Source organism: Amycolatopsis sp. MEPSY49 (assembly GCF_051337345.1).
Taxonomy (GTDB): Bacteria; Actinomycetota; Actinomycetes; order Mycobacteriales; family Pseudonocardiaceae; genus Amycolatopsis.
On the sequence record NZ_JBDLYJ010000024.1, the window covers coordinates 60,194 to 74,251 of the forward strand.

Consider the following 14,058-nt stretch of genomic DNA (forward strand, 5'->3'; position numbering starts at 1 on the left):
TTCACAGTGTCTGTCCGGCGTCTTTGTCGGAACCCTCCAAAGACGCGCCGGAGAAGCTCGCGCGTAACCCGGATGCCTTGTCGGGTTCAATCACCTTTCGCTGTTAAGTCCATCACGTGACGCCCGTCTCGGGAAGGGCCGTTCAGCCCAGCTTCTCCGCGAGCGCGACGATGAGGCCCTCGGGGCCGCGGACGTAGGCGAGGCGGTGGCTCTCGCCGTACCGGACCACTTCGCCCAGGAGCTCCGCGCCGTGCGGGCGCAGCCGGGCGAGGACGTCGTCGAGGTCGTCCACGGCGAACATGATGCGGCGAATCCCGAAGGCGTTGACCGGCCGGCCCGGCCCGGCGGCGGGGGAGGCCGGGCTGTGGAACTTCATCAGCTCGAGCCGGCCGTGGCCGTCCGGGGTGCGCACCACGGTCAGGTCGCACCGGCCGCCGTCGAGGGCGACGAGGCTGTCCACCGACGGCCCGCCCACCGTGGCCTCGCCCTCGAGCTCCAGGCCGAGCTCGACGAAGAAGGCGACGACGGCCGCCAGGTCGTCGACCACGATGCCGACGTTGTCCATCCGCTGGATCGCCATGGTTCACTCCCGTCCCGGGCGGCCCTCGTGGCCGCTTCCGCGCCGGGGACGGAGCCGGTGCCCCGTTCTCGACACGCGCCGGGTCACCAGATCCCGCGGGCCCTCGCGAGCCGCCCGACCGTCAACGCGATCCGCAGCACCAGCACGTCCCGCGGGTCGGTCGGCTGGCAGCCGGTCAGGTCCGCCGCCTTCCGCAGCCGGTACCGGACGGTGTTCGGGTGGACGAACAGCGTCTTCGCGCACGTCTCCAGCACGCCGCCGCTCTCGAGGTAGGCCTCGACCGTGCGCTGCAGCGTCGGGCCCGCCTCCTCCAGCGGCCGTGCGATCTTGTCCACCAGCAGGCGCTCCGCCTCCGCGTCGCCGGACAACGCCCGCTCCGGCAGCAGGTCCGCCGACCGGACCGGCCGGGGCGCGCCCGGCCAGCCGACCACCGCGCGCAGCCCCGACAACGCCTCGATCGCGCTGTGGTGCGCTTCGGCCAGCGTCGGCACCGTCGGGCCGGCCACCACCGGGCCCTCGGCGAACGCCACCGACATCCGGGCGAGGATCTCGCGTTCCTTCACGCCGCCGTCGGTCGGGCCGCCGACCACGACCACCAGCCGGGAGCCCTGGACCGACAGCAGCACCGGGCGGCCGACGCGGGCCGCGCGGCTGCGGACCTCGAACACCACCGTCGGCGGGTCCTCCGACGGCGGGTTGCCCACCAGGACCGTCGCGTTCGCCGACGGCTCCCAGCCCAGGGCCGTCGCCCGCGAAAGGACGGACTCCTCGGCGTCGCCACGGACGATCCCGTCGACGACGAGCGCCTCCAGGCGGGCGTCCCACGCGCCACGCGCTTCGGCCGCCGCCGCGTAGGAGTTGGCCGCCGCGAACGCGATTTCCCGGCCGTAGCGCAGGATTCCCTCGATCAGCGCCGCGCGTTCGGCCTCGTTCGCGGCGAAGTCGGGGAGCTGCTCTTCGAAGACCTCGATGGCCAGGCGCACCATGCCGACCGCCTGGCGCAGGCTGACCCACCGCGACAGCTCGGCCGGCGCGTCGCGGAACGCCTCGGTCGTCAGCTTGAGGGCCTCCTTCGAGTCCCGCAGCCAGTCGACGAAGCCCGCGGCGCCCGCCTGGGTGATCAGCAGCACGCTCGCGCGCTGGTCGGCGGGCAGCCGGGCGAACCACGGCAGCCGCCGCTCCATCACCGCGATGCTCGCGCTCGCCAGGCGGCCGGACGCGTGCTCCAGCCGCCGAAGCGTCTTCGCGGAGAGTCCGTGGTGCTTCGGCACCCGGCGCGGGGAGGTGGTTCCATCCATGGCGGACGCGATCCTACGTCTCCGCAACTTTCGCAGCCGTCGGTGGCAACGTCTGCCGGTAGGCGGGGCGTGTACGGGGTGCCTAGGATCACGGGCGGGGGAAATCAGGGATGGAAACGGGGGAACCGGCATGACCGGTTTAGAGATCGACAGGGTCTCCAAACGCTACGGCGACGTGGTCGCTTTGCGGGAAATGACGTTCGATGTCCGGCCCGGGGAGCTTTTCGGCTTCGTCGGCAGCAACGGCGCCGGAAAGACCACGACCATGCGCATCGCGCTGGGCGTGCTGTCCGCAGACGGCGGCGAAGTCCGCTACGACGGCGAGCCGGTGACGCACGAAACGCGCCGCCACATCGGGTACATGCCCGAAGAACGCGGCCTCTACCCGCGAATGAAGGTCGCCGAGCAGCTGACCTACCTCGCGCGGCTGCACGGCATGCCGGCCGCGGACGCGCGGAAGTCGGCGGAGAAGTGGACCGAACGGCTCGGCGTGGCCGGCCGCCGCGACGACGAGGTGCAGAAGCTGTCGCTCGGCAACCAGCAGCGCGTCCAGCTGGCCGCGGCGCTGGTGCACGAGCCGCGGATCCTGGTGCTCGACGAGCCGTTCTCGGGCCTCGACCCGGTCGCGGTCGACGTGATGAGCCAGGTGCTCAAGGAAAAGGCCGCCGAGGGCGTGCCGGTCGTGTTCTCCAGCCACCAGCTCGACCTGGTGGAGCGGCTGTGCGACCGGGTCGGGATCGTCCGGAGTGGACAGATGGTCGCCAAGGGGACGGTGGACGAGCTGCGGGCCGGCGGCGCGGTGCGGTTGCGCGTCGACGCGCCCGAGGCCGCCGACGGCTGGGCCGACGGCCTGGCCGGGGTGAAGGTGCTCGGCCGGACGGGCCCGGTCACCGAGCTCGAACTGGGTGACCGCGCCGACGACCAGGCGGTCCTCAAGGCCGCGCTGGCCACCGGGCCGGTCCGCGAGTTCGCGCGCGAGCAGCCGTCGCTGACCGAGCTGTTCCGTTCCGTCGTCACGACCGAGGAGGTCCCGGCATGAGCACCCCGGTCCCGGACGTCCGGATGAGCCCCACGGCCGCCGTCGGTCTGGTCGCTTCGCGCGAGATCAGCACCCGCGTCCAGTCGAAGGCGTTCCGCGTCGCCACCGTCGTCATGCTGCTGCTGATCGTGGTCGGCATCGTGCTGCTCAAGCTGATCTCCGGCGGGAGCGACGCCGACGCGAAGGTCGGCTACACCGCGGCCACCGCCGGGTTCTCGGCGCCGCTGAAGGCGTCCGGGCAGGCCGTCGACGAGAACATCGAAACCACGCAGGTCGCCGACGAGGCCGCCGGGCGCGCGAAGCTGGCCGACGGCTCGCTCGACGCGCTGCTCACCGGCGACGGCAAGAGCGTGCACGTCCAGGTCAAGAAGGACCTCGACGGCAAGCTCGCGAACGTCCTGCAGCTGGTGGCCCGCCAGGTCGCGCTCGACCAGCAGATCACGGCGCTGGGCGGCAACCCGGCGCAGTTCGAAAGCGCCGTCGCGAGCGCGAAGTTCGTCCAGGACCCGCCGCTGGAGCAGCCGTACGACTACAACGGCCAGCAGCTCGTGCTGGGCATCATCGCGGGCATCCTGATCTACCTGTCGCTGATGATCAACGGCCAGAGCGTCGCGCAGGGGGTCGTCGAGGAGAAGACGTCCCGGGTGGTGGAGCTGCTGCTCTCGACGATCAAGCCGTGGCAGCTGATGGCCGGGAAGGTGCTCGGCATCGGAGTGGTCGGGCTGATCCAGATGCTGGTGATCGGGGTCGGCGGCGTCGTCACCGGCCTGGCGACCGGCACGCTGACCATCTCCGTTTCGGCGGCCGTGGGCACGGTCGTCTGGCTGGTCGTGTGGTACCTGCTCGGGTTCTTCATGTACTCGATCGTGTTCGCGGCGCTCGGAGCGCTGGTTTCGCGTCAGGAGGACGTCGGCGGGGCGACGATGCCCGCGTTGATGTTCGTGATCGCCGGGTACGTGATCGGCATTTCCGTGCTGCCGTCGGATCCGGGAAACACGTTCGTCGAAGTGCTTTCCGTGATCCCGGTCTTTTCGCCGACGCTGATGCCGATGCGGCTGGCGATGGGCGGGGTGCCGGTGTGGGAGGCCGTGGTGTCGGTGGGGCTCGTGGTGCTGATGATTCCGGGACTGATCTGGCTGGCCGCGCGGATCTACCGGAATGCGGTGATGCGCACCGGCGCGAAGGTGAAACTGCGGGACGCGCTGCGCGCCGCCTGAAGTTCGCCGATCGTTCACCGGCCCCCGGACACCCGGGGGCCGGTTTCTTTGTCCGGACAATGCTCGAGGCCGCCCGGCGCTCGCGGTTTTCGCTGCGCCGGACGGCCTCGTCTCCCCGGTCCCCACCGGTGAAACCAGTATGGCCGCGGGTGATCTTCGCGCGCCAGTCGTCTCACTCGATCGTGGGGCGCACGAGTTGCCGCCCGTGGGTACTTGATCGACGATCCGGTGCAAATCCGTGGAGGGAGTCGGTATGGGCGAGCAACTGAAAGACGGGCTCGGGCAGGCGTGGAACATGGTGGCCACGTTCGTCCCGAAACTCGTGGGATTCCTGATCATCCTGCTGATCGGCTGGTTGATCGCGAAAGCCGTCTCGAAAGGGCTGGCGCTCGTGCTCGGGAAAGCCGGATTCGGGAAACTGGTCGAGCGGACGGGGCTGAGCGGGAAGATCGGGCAGCAGAAGATCGACGCGACGGGGATCCTCGTCAAATTGGTCTACTACTTCATCCTGCTGATCGCGCTGCAGCTGGCGTTCGGGGTGTTCGGGCCGACCAACCCGGTGAGCCAGTTGCTCAACGACATCATCGCGTTCCTGCCGCGGATCGTGGTCGCGCTGGTGCTCGTCGTGGTCGCCGCGGCCATCGCGAAGGTCGTGCGTGACGTCGTCGCGTCGGCGCTGTCCGGCCGGGGTGCGGCGCGGCCGCTGTCGCTGGGTGCCTACTGGCTGATCATGGCGTTCGGCATCATCGCGGCGCTCGGCCAGGTCAACATCGCGACGGCGATCACCGGCCCGGTGCTGATCGCGGTGCTCGCGACGATCGGCGGCGTGATCGTGGTCGGTTTCGGCGGCGGTCTGATCAAGCCGGCCCAGGACCGCTGGCGCGGCTGGATGGCGAACATGGAGCACCAGCTGGAGACGCCGAAGCAGCGCACCGGCGAGATGGGCACCGCCGAGCGGCCCCGGACGCCGGTGGGCGCGGACAACACGCCGACTCCGCCGGCGGGCACCCCGCGTCCCCAGATCTGAGCCGGCGGAAGGGCCCGGCGGACGAGGAAGCCGCCGGGCCCTTCCGCGGTCTACCCTGGGGCGATGGGGGTCGTGGCGGCGCTCTGGCGCTATCCGGTGAAGTCGATGGCGGGCGAACGGCTGGCCGAGGTGGTGGTCGGCGAGCGCGGGCTCGACGGCGACCGCCTGTACGCCGTCCGCGACGCCGACGGCAAGTTCGGCAGCGGCAAGAACTCCCGCCGGTTCCGGCGGATGCCCGGCCTGCACGCGTTCGCCGCGCGGTACGACGGCGACGTCCCGGTGGTGACCCTCCCGGACGGCCGCGAGGTCCGCGGCGCCACCGCGAGCGGGGAGATCGCCGCCGCGCTGGGCCTCCCGGGGGTCGAGCTGGCGAAGGAAGCCGACGTCCCGCACCACGACGAAGCGCCGCTGCACCTGGTCACGACGTCGTCGCTGGCGTGGCTGGCCGAGCGCGCCCCCGGCGTCGCGCTCGACGAGCGGCGGTTCCGGGCCAACGTCCTGCTCGACACCGGTTCGGCGCCGGAGCGCACCGAAGAGGCCTGGGTGGGGGAGCGGATCCGGCTCGGCGAGGTCGAGCTGGAGGTCCTCCGCAAGGCTTTCCGCTGCGTGATGGTCGGGCTGCCGGCCGACGGCCTGCCGGCCGCGCCCGGGTTGCTCAAGACGATCTCCGACGTCAACGACGTCACCTTCGGCGTCCAGACCCGCGTCGTCCGCGGCGGGACGCTCCGCCTCGGCGACGTCCACGAGGTGGGATGTTCCGCGGCTCACAGTCTCTAGGGAATTCACCCCCCGCGGAGCATGTTTGATGCCGTAGGACGAAAGGGGCGTCAGGTGGATTTCCTGCTGCACCACGGAATCACGGTGCTCGGTCAGTGGATCTCGATCGCGGAGCTCGCCGGGCAGGTGTTCGCGCTCGCCGTCGTGTTCCTCGCGCAGCGTCGCACCTTGTGGACGTGGCCCGTGCAGGTCGGGGCCACCGTGCTGCTCTTCGCCGTCTACGCCTCCGCGCACCTCGGCGGGCTCGCCGCCCGCCAGGTCGCCATCCTCGCCATCTCCGTCTACGGCTGGTGGGCCTGGACCCGCCGCCAGGACCCCGTCTTCGGCGTCGTCGTCCGGCAGGGCAGGCTCGTCGAACGGCTGGCCATGCTCGGCGCCTTCGTCGCCGGGACCACCGTGATGGCCCTGGTCCTCGACGCGCTGAACGCCTCCTGGGCGCCCTGGCCGGACGCCGCCATCTTCGTCGGCACGCTCGTCGCCTTCGGGGCGCAGGGTGCCGGGCTGGTCGAGTTCTGGCTGGTCTGGCTGGTCGTCGACGCGATCGGCGTGCCGCTGCAGATCTCGTCCGGGCTGTACTTCTCGGCCGCGATCTACATCGTCTTCGCCGGGCTCGTCGTCCACGGCTGGTGGAGCTGGAACCGCTCCGCCAAGCGCGTGGCCGGCCAGCGGGTCATGGCAGCATCCAGCTGAGCACCGCCGTGCTCTGCCCGAGCACGATGAGGCACATCACCAGCAGCAGCCCCACGCTCCACGGCAGCACCTTCCGCAGCAGCTTGCCCTCTTCGCCGGGCAGGTTCGCCGCCACGCAGGCGATCGTGAGGTTCTGCGGGGAGACCATCTTGCCGAGGACGCCGCCGGAGCTGTTGGCCGCGGCCAGCAGGTCCGCGGCCAGGCCCGTCTTGTTCGCCGCCGTCACCTGCAGCGCGCCGAAGAGCGCGTTCGCCGAGGTGTCCGAGCCCGAGACGGCGACGCCGAACCAGCCCAGCACCGGCGACAGGAACGCCAAACCGGCGCCGGCGGCCGCGATGAACGTGCCGATCGTCGTGGTCTGGCCGGACAGGTTCATCACGTAGGCCAGCGCGAGCACCCCGGTCACGGTGAGGATCGCGTACCGCAGCTCCTTGACCGTGGCGAGCCATTCCTGCACCGTGCCGCTCGCCGAGACGGCCAGGATCGCGGCCGTGATGATCCCGGCCAGCAGCACGAGCGTGCCGCCGGTGTTGAGGAACGGCAGCGAGAACGTGTTGCCGGACACCGGTTTCCCGTTCGGCCCGGCGACGTTCAGGCCCGGCCAGTGGAACTTCCAGGTCGCCTTGTCCAGCAGCTTCTTGATCGGCGGCAGCACGGCGAGGGAAAAGATCACGATGATCAGCGCGTAGGGCAGGTAGGCCTTGACGACGTCGTTGCGGGAGTCTTCCGGCGGCGCTTCTTCGGTCGCCGTCCCGCCGCTGCCGATGCTGATCCGGACGGCTTCGGGCACCGGGCGGCGGCTCTGGGGGAGCGCGACCAGCGCGGCGGCGCCGGCGAGCGCGGCCCCGATGTCGGCCAGCTGCGGCGCCACGTAGTTGGACGCGAGGAACTGCACGAGCCCGAACGCGACGCCGCAGACCAGCGCGGGCAGCCAGGTGTCCTTCAGGCCGCGCTTGCCGTCGACGATGATCACCAGCAGCAGCGGGACGACCAGCGCGAGCAGCGGCGTCTGGCGGCCGACGATCGAGGAGACGTCCTGCAGCGGCAGGCCGGTGACCTGCGCGAGCGTGACGACTGGCGTGCCCATCGCGCCGAACGCGACCGGCGCGGTGTTCGCGACGAGCGCGACGACGGCGGCCTTCACCGGGTGGAAGCCGACGGCGACCAGCATGACGGCGCTGATCGCGACCGGCGCCCCGAAGCCGGCGAGGGCCTCCATGAGGGCGCCGAAGCAGAAGGCGATGATCAGCGCCTGGATCCGCGGGTCGTCGGAGACCCGGCCGAACGAGCGGCGCAGGACGTCGAAGTGCCCGGTCCGCACGGTGAGCCGGTAGATCCACAGCGCGTTGACGACGATCCACATGATCGGCCACAGCCCGAACGCGGCGCCCTGCAGCGCGCCGGAGACGGCTTGGACGATCGGCATGCCGTAGGCGGCGATCCCGACGACGAGCGCGACGAGCAGCCCGATGAGGGCCGCGTGGTGCGCCCGCATCCGGACGGCGCCGAGGAGCACGAGGACGGTGGCCAGCGGCAGCACGGCGACGAGCGCCGACAGGCCGAGCGAACCGAGGGGAGTCAGATCCTGCACGAACACGGGCGACCTCCGTTTTCCACGATGCGAAAACGGCCTTTCGGCGGGTGCCCGAGATCTTCGTCACAAACCGGTCGGTCCGTCAAGAACTTGAGACCGGTTGGCCCAACGGGTCAGCGCTTCACGGCTTCGGCAGCACGGCGAGGGCGGTCTCGGCGATCGCGCGGATGTCGTCCGGTTCGACGCCTCCCTTGCCCAGTGCTTCCAGGCCGCGCAGGACCGCCAGGACGAGGCCGGCCAGGTGGGCGGGGTCGGCGTCGGCGGCGATGTCGCCCGCGCGCTGCGCGCCCGCGATGCACGCCGTCAGGTATTCCTGCAGGTCGCCGAATGCCCGCCGGGTCCGCGTGGCGACGGCCTCGTCGTGTTCGGAGCACTCGGCCGCACCCTTGGCCATCAGGCAGCCGCGGCGCTCCCGGTCGGCGACGACCGACTCGGCGATGGCTCGCACGTGGTCGGCGAGCCGCCGGTGGGCCGTTTCGTCGGGGCCTTCGAGCCGGCGCCGGACGCCGTCGGTCGATTCGGTGCAGTAGTAATCGTAGACCCGCAGGTAGAGCGCGTGCTTGTCGCCGAAGGCGCCGTAGAGGCTGCCCTTGCCGAGGCCGGTCGCGGCGGCGAGGTCGTCGACCTTCGTGCCGGCGTAACCGTGTTCCCAGAACTGGTCCCGCGCCGTGCGCAGGACCGCTGCCTCGTCGAAGCTCCGGGGTCTCGCCATGGGTCCAGGATAAGCGTTCTTGACTATCTCGTCCAGAACGGCGTACGTTCTGGACGAGATAGTCAAGAATTCGGGAGGCATCGTGCAGCTGGAGAACAAGACGGCCGTCGTCACCGGTGGCGGCACCGGCATCGGGCTCGCCGTCGCGAAGCGGTTCGCGGCCGAAGGAGCGCACGTCTTCATCACCGGGCGCCGCAAGGAGGTGCTCGACGACGCCGTGGCGGAGATCGGCGGCAGCGTGACGGCGATCCGGGCGGACTCGGCGAACCTCGCCGACCTCGACGCGGTCTACCGTGCCGTCGCCGAGCGCGGCCGCGGGCTGGACGTCCTGGTCGCCAATTCGGGTGGCGGCAGCTTCGCGCCGCTCGGCGAGATCACCGAGGAGCAGTTCGACGCCACGTTCGGCACGAACGTCAAGGGCGTCCTCTTCGCCGTCCAGAAGGCGTTGCCGCTGCTGAACGAGAACGCGTCGATCATCCTCACCGGCTCGACGACGTCGACGCGGGTCAGCCCGGCCTTCAGCGTCTACGCGGCGACCAAGGCGGCGGTGCGCAACTTCGCCCGCAGCTGGGCGCTCGACCTGAAGGGAACCGGGACGCGGGTCAACGTCCTGAGCCCGGGACCGACGCGCACCCCGGGGCTGCTCGGCCTCGTCCCCGACGAGGGACAGCAGGCGCTGGTCGACGGGCTGGTGGCGGAGGTCCCGCTGGGCCGGCTCGGCGACCCGGCGGAGATCGCGGCCGCCGCGTTGTTCCTGGCCACCGGCGAGTCGAGCTTCGTCAACGGCGTCGAGTTCTTCGTCGACGGTGGCCAGGCGCAGGTTTAACGTTTCAACGCAGGGTCGCGTGGCTCGGCGTCAGGTCCTTCAGCGTCCGGACGCCGAGCAGCTGCATCGTGCGGACCATCTCCGTGCGCAGGATGTCGACGCACCGCTGGACCCCGCGCTCGCCGCCGGCCATCAGGCCGTACAGGAACGCGCGGCCGACGAGCACCGCGTCGGCACCGCGGGCGATCGCCGCGACGATGTCGCCGCCCGACAGGATGCCCGTGTCGATCCAGACCTCGGCGCCGCCCTGGATCTCGTCCAGCACCGCGGGCAGCAGTTCCAGGGGCGTCGGGGCGCGGTCGAGCTGGCGGCCGCCGTGGTTGGACAGCAGGACGGCGTCCGCGCCGTGCTTCACGACGTCGCGGGCGTCGTCGACGTTCTGCACGCCCTTGACGACGAGCTTTCCGGGCCAGGTCTGGCGGACCCAGTCGAGGTCGTCGAAGTTCAGCGTCGGGTCGAAGAGCTTGTTCAGCAGCTCGGCGACGGTGCCGTCGAAGTGGCTGAGCGAGGCGAAGTTCAGCGGCTCGGTGGTGAGCAGGTTGAACCACCACGCCGGGTGCATCGCGCCGTCGAGGAACGTCTTGAGCGTCAGCGCCGGCGGGATCGTCAGGCCGTTGCGGACGTCGCGCAGGCGCGCGCCGCCGACCGGGGTGTCCACGGTCAGCATCAGCGTGTCGAAGCCGTTTTTCCATGCCCGATTCATCAGATCTTCGCCGGCGCCGTGGTCGCGCCAGACGTAGAGCTGGAACCACTTGCGGGCGCCCGGCGCGGCCGCCGCCAGGTCTTCGATCGACGTCGTCGCCATCGTCGAGAGGCCCATCGGGATGCCGTTGCGCTCGGCGACGCGGGCCACCGCGATCTCGCCTTCGTGCTGCATCATCCGCGTGAACCCGGTGGGGGCGAAGGCGAACGGCAGTGCCGACGTCTTGCCCAGGATCTCGCGGGTCGTGTCCACATCGGACACCCCGCGCAGGACGTTCGGGTGGAACTCGACCCGGCGGTACGCCTGCCGCGCGCGGCGCAGGCTGTCCTCGAGCTCGGCCGCGCCGTCGGTGTAGTCGAAGGCCGCCCGCGGGGTGCGCTTGCGCGCGGCCATCCGCAGGTCGGCGATGGTGTGCGCGTTCGCCAGCCGCCGTTCGGTCGGGTTCAGCACGATCGGCTTGGGCCGCAGGATCTGCTTCAGCTCATCCGGTTTGGGCAGCCGGCGCTTCGTCACCTTCATCAACTCCCTTGAACAGCCTGCACAGCGAGCAGGACCCGGCAGACATCAGATGTCTGCCGGGTCCTTTCTAGCACCAGGTCACGCGTTCCCGGCGTCCGACGTCTGCGGCCCGGCGGCCGCGATGTCGTCGAGCCGGTACTTCGTGGCCGCTTCGAGAACCTTCGCCTGGTCGACCTCGCCGCGCTTGGCGAGGATCGACAGGGCGCCGACCGTGATCGACTCGGCGTCGACCAGGAACTTCCGCCGCGCCGCCGGCCGGGTGTCGGAGAAGCCGAAGCCGTCCGTGCCGAGGGTGAGCATGTCGGTCGGGACGTACGGGCGGATCAGGTCCGGCACCGCGCGCATCCAGTCCGACACCGCCACGACCGGCCCGTTCGCGCCCTTGAGCGCCTCGGTGACGTACGGCACGCGCGGCTCGCTGCCCGGGTAGAGCAGGTTGTCGTGGTCGATCTCGACGGCCTCGCGCCGCAGCTCGGTCCACGACGTGGCCGACCACACCGCGGCCCGCACGCCCCACTCGTCGGCCAGCAGCTTCTGCGCCTTGAGCGCGTCCGGCATCGTGACGCCCGAGACCAGGATCTGCACCTCCGGACCGTCGCCCTCCGGGGCGTCGGCGTACTTGTACAGACCCTTCAGCAGGCCGTCGACGTCGAGGTTCTCCGGCTCGGCGGGCTGCTGGTACGGCTCGTTGTAGATCGTCATGTAGTAGAAGACGTTCTCGCCGTTGCCGTCCGGGCCGGTCTCGCCGTACATCCGGCGCAGGCCGTCCTTCACGATGTGCGCGATCTCGAACGACCACGCCGGGTCGTAGGCCACCGCGGCCGGGTTGGTCGCCGCCAGCAGCAGCGAGTGCCCGTCGGCGTGCTGCAGGCCCTCACCGGTCAGCGTGGTGCGACCGGCGGTGGCGCCGAGGACGAACCCGCGGGCCATCTGGTCGGCGGCGGCGTAGAGGCCGTCACCGGTCCGCTGGAACCCGAACATCGAGTAGAAGATGTAGATCGGGATCATCGGCTCGCCGTGCGTCGCGTACGACGTGCCGACGGCGGTGAACGACGCGGTCGAGCCCGCCTCGTTGATGCCCTCGTGCAGCAGCTGGCCCTTCTCGGACTCCTTGTAGGCCAGCATCAGGCTCGCGTCGACCGAGGTGTAGGTCTGGCCGTGCGGGTTGTAGATCTTGGCCGTCGGGAACATCGAGTCGAGGCCGAAGGTGCGGGCCTCGTCCGGGATGATCGGGACGACCCGCTTGCCGATCTCGGAGTCCTTCGCCAGCTCGCGGACCAGCCGGACGAACGCCATCGTCGTGGCGACCTCCTGCTTGCCGGAGCCCTTCCGGATGCCCTCGTAGACCTTGTCGCCGGGCAGCACGAGGGCCTTGGCGGCCTTCGGGCGGCGTTCCGGCAGGAAGCCGCCGAGCGCCTTGCGGCGGCCGATCAGGTACTCGATCTCGGGCGAGTTGGCGCCCGGGTGGTAGTACGGCGGCAGCTTCGGGTCGCGCTCGAGCTCCTCGTCGCTGATCGGGATCCGCTGCGAGTCGCGGAACAGCTTGAGGTCGTCGAGGGTGAGCTTCTTCATCTGGTGCGTGGCGTTGCGGCCCTCGAACGCCGGGCCCAGGCCGTAGCCCTTGATCGTGTGGGCCAGGATGACCGTCGGCTGGCCGTGGTGCTCCAGCGCCGACTTGTAGGCCGCGTACACCTTGCGGTAGTCGTGGCCGCCGCGCTTGAGGTTCCAGATGTCGGCGTCGGAGAGGTCCTTGACCAGGTCCTTCGTCCGCGGGTCGCGGCCGAAGAAGTGCTCGCGGACGAAGGCGCCGTCGTTGGCCTTGTACGTCTGGTAGTCGCCGTCCGGCGTCACGTTCATCAGGTTGACCAGCGCGCCGTCGCGGTCGGCGTGCAGCAGCGAGTCCCACTCGCGGCCCCAGATCACCTTGATGACGTTCCAGCCGGCGCCGCGGAAGTACGACTCCAGCTCCTGGATGATCTTGCCGTTGCCGCGCACCGGGCCGTCGAGCCGCTGCAGGTTGCAGTTGATCACGAAGGTCAGGTTGTCGAGGCCCTCGCCGGCCGCGACGTGGATCAGGCCGCGGGACTCGGCCTCGTCCATCTCGCCGTCGCCGAGGAACGCCCAGACGTGCTGGTCGTCGGTGTTCTTGATGCCGCGGTCGCGCAGGTAGCGGTTGAACCGGGCCTGGTAGATGGCGTTCATCGGGCCGAGGCCCATGGACACCGTCGGGTTCTCCCAGAAGTCCGGCATCAGCCGCGGGTGCGGGTACGACGGCAGGCCGCCGCCCTCGCCGGCGTGGCTGTACTCCTGGCGGAAGCCGTCGAGCTGCTGCTCGCTCAGGCGGCCCTCGAGGAACGCGCGGGCGTAGATGCCGGGGGAGGCGTGGCCCTGGATGTAGATCTGGTCGCCGCCGCCGGAGTGGTCCTTGCCGCGGAAGAAGTGGTTGAAGCCCACTTCGTAGAGCGCGGCGGAGGAGGCGTAGGTCGAGATGTGGCCGCCGACGCCGACGCCGGGGCGCTGCGCGCGGTGCACCATGATCGCCGCGTTCCACCGGATCCACGCGCGGTAGCGGCGCTCGATGTCCTCGTCACCGGGGAACCAGGGTTCGTTCTCGGTGGGGATGGTGTTGACGTAGTCCGTCGAGGTCAGCGCGGGGACGCCGACGTTCCGCTCACGGGCCCGCTCGAGGATGCGCAGCATCAGGTACCTGGCCCGCTGCTGCCCGCCCCTCGCCAGAGCCTCGTCGAAGGAGTCCAGCCACTCGGCGGTCTCCTCCGGGTCGATGTCGGGCAGGTGCGCCGCCAGTCCGTCACGGATGACGCGTACGCGTGCCGGGGTCTCCTTGCCGGAGGCGCCGTCGTTCTGCGGGGCCAAGGGGTCTCCTTGCGAAAAGTTGTAGCCGGTGGTGCTCGTACTCGGGGGTGTACGACTCTCCATCGTCGTCTTCCGTCCCGGCTTCCGCACCGCTACTTGGCGGTAACATAGACCGGCCCGGTCGAGCCGCTCCCCGCGCGCGGTGTATCGCGCGCGCGTTTTCTTCTCCACCACCCTAGGGGACGGCACCCGATGGGGTGGC

Annotated in this window: 12 protein-coding genes; 6 read left to right on the top strand and 6 right to left on the bottom strand. The window is 70.7% G+C overall.

Annotated features, from left to right (window positions below; all coding sequences use genetic code 11):
• Positions 1-142: 142 nt before the first annotated feature.
• Both ABFJ78_RS48775 and ABFJ78_RS48780 read right to left on the bottom strand, forming a co-directional pair.
• Entirely contained in the window at positions 143-580 is a 438-nt protein-coding gene (locus tag ABFJ78_RS48775; protein ID WP_436394447.1) for a VOC family protein, read from the bottom strand.
• A gap of 83 nt (positions 581-663) precedes the next feature.
• Positions 664-1,878, bottom strand: a complete 1,215-nt coding sequence (locus ABFJ78_RS48780) for a PucR family transcriptional regulator (RefSeq protein ID WP_436394448.1) — start codon at positions 1,876-1,878, stop codon at positions 664-666.
• Between the two features lie 130 nt (positions 1,879-2,008).
• Here ABFJ78_RS48780 and ABFJ78_RS48785 point away from each other — a divergent pair, with 130 nt between their 5' ends.
• The 5 genes from ABFJ78_RS48785 to ABFJ78_RS48805 all read left to right on the top strand — a co-directional run bounded on the left by ABFJ78_RS48785 (position 2,009) and on the right by ABFJ78_RS48805 (position 6,628).
• Positions 2,009-2,917, top strand: coding sequence for an ABC transporter ATP-binding protein (locus tag ABFJ78_RS48785; protein WP_436394449.1), 909 nt, complete (start codon positions 2,009-2,011; stop codon positions 2,915-2,917).
• Positions 2,914-4,134, top strand: coding sequence for an ABC transporter permease (locus tag ABFJ78_RS48790; protein ID WP_436394450.1), 1,221 nt, complete (start codon positions 2,914-2,916; stop codon positions 4,132-4,134). Before ABFJ78_RS48785 ends, ABFJ78_RS48790 begins: the two co-directional genes overlap by 4 nt.
• Before the next feature lie 253 nt (positions 4,135-4,387).
• Positions 4,388-5,161 carry a mechanosensitive ion channel family protein gene (locus ABFJ78_RS48795; protein WP_372670849.1) on the top strand — a complete coding sequence of 258 codons (774 nt, stop codon included), beginning with the start codon at positions 4,388-4,390 and terminating at the stop codon, positions 5,159-5,161.
• 63 nt (positions 5,162-5,224) lie between these two features.
• Positions 5,225-5,938, top strand: coding sequence for an MOSC domain-containing protein (locus ABFJ78_RS48800; RefSeq protein ID WP_436394451.1), 714 nt, complete (start codon positions 5,225-5,227; stop codon positions 5,936-5,938).
• Positions 5,939-5,992: 54 nt separating this feature from the next.
• Positions 5,993-6,628 carry a nicotinamide mononucleotide transporter family protein gene (locus tag ABFJ78_RS48805; protein ID WP_436394452.1) on the top strand — a complete coding sequence of 212 codons (636 nt, stop codon included), beginning with the start codon at positions 5,993-5,995 and terminating at the stop codon, positions 6,626-6,628.
• Here the strand turns inward: ABFJ78_RS48805 and ABFJ78_RS48810 are convergent.
• Both ABFJ78_RS48810 and ABFJ78_RS48815 read right to left on the bottom strand, forming a co-directional pair.
• Positions 6,609-8,225, bottom strand: a complete 1,617-nt coding sequence (locus ABFJ78_RS48810) for an L-lactate permease (protein WP_436394453.1) — start codon at positions 8,223-8,225, stop codon at positions 6,609-6,611. The genes ABFJ78_RS48805 and ABFJ78_RS48810 overlap by 20 nt on opposite strands.
• 118 nt (positions 8,226-8,343) lie before the next feature.
• Positions 8,344-8,934 (bottom strand): TetR/AcrR family transcriptional regulator, encoded by a 591-nt coding sequence (locus ABFJ78_RS48815; RefSeq protein WP_436394454.1) that lies wholly within the window; start codon positions 8,932-8,934, stop codon positions 8,344-8,346.
• Between the two features lie 79 nt (positions 8,935-9,013).
• On the opposite strand from ABFJ78_RS48815, the gene ABFJ78_RS48820 reads away from it, so the two are divergent.
• On the top strand, positions 9,014-9,760 hold the full coding sequence (locus ABFJ78_RS48820) for an SDR family oxidoreductase (RefSeq protein ID WP_436394475.1): 747 nt from the start codon (positions 9,014-9,016) through the stop codon (positions 9,758-9,760).
• Positions 9,761-9,764: 4 nt separating this feature from the next.
• Here the strand turns inward: ABFJ78_RS48820 and ABFJ78_RS48825 are convergent, their stop codons facing one another.
• Both ABFJ78_RS48825 and aceE read right to left on the bottom strand, forming a co-directional pair.
• Positions 9,765-10,976, bottom strand: a complete 1,212-nt coding sequence (locus ABFJ78_RS48825) for an alpha-hydroxy acid oxidase (RefSeq protein ID WP_436394476.1) — start codon at positions 10,974-10,976, stop codon at positions 9,765-9,767.
• 84 nt (positions 10,977-11,060) lie between these two features.
• On the bottom strand, positions 11,061-13,856 hold the full coding sequence (aceE, locus tag ABFJ78_RS48830) for a pyruvate dehydrogenase (acetyl-transferring), homodimeric type (RefSeq protein WP_436394455.1): 2,796 nt from the start codon (positions 13,854-13,856) through the stop codon (positions 11,061-11,063).
• Between the last annotated feature and the right edge of the window lie 202 nt (positions 13,857-14,058).

What these genes read in the sequence shown, in the direction of transcription:
- ABFJ78_RS48775 (WP_436394447.1), bottom strand. Translation starts at nt 580, where the DNA reads ATGGCGATCCAGCGGATGGACAACGTCGGCATCGTGGTCGACGACCTG.
- ABFJ78_RS48780 (WP_436394448.1), bottom strand. Translation starts at nt 1,878, where the DNA reads ATGGATGGAACCACCTCCCCGCGCCGGGTGCCGAAGCACCACGGACTC.
- ABFJ78_RS48785 (WP_436394449.1), top strand. Translation starts at nt 2,009, where the DNA reads ATGACCGGTTTAGAGATCGACAGGGTCTCCAAACGCTACGGCGACGTG.
- ABFJ78_RS48790 (WP_436394450.1), top strand. Translation starts at nt 2,914, where the DNA reads ATGAGCACCCCGGTCCCGGACGTCCGGATGAGCCCCACGGCCGCCGTC.
- ABFJ78_RS48795 (WP_372670849.1), top strand. Translation starts at nt 4,388, where the DNA reads ATGGGCGAGCAACTGAAAGACGGGCTCGGGCAGGCGTGGAACATGGTG.
- ABFJ78_RS48800 (WP_436394451.1), top strand. Translation starts at nt 5,225, where the DNA reads ATGGGGGTCGTGGCGGCGCTCTGGCGCTATCCGGTGAAGTCGATGGCG.
- ABFJ78_RS48815 (WP_436394454.1), bottom strand. Translation starts at nt 8,934, where the DNA reads ATGGCGAGACCCCGGAGCTTCGACGAGGCAGCGGTCCTGCGCACGGCG.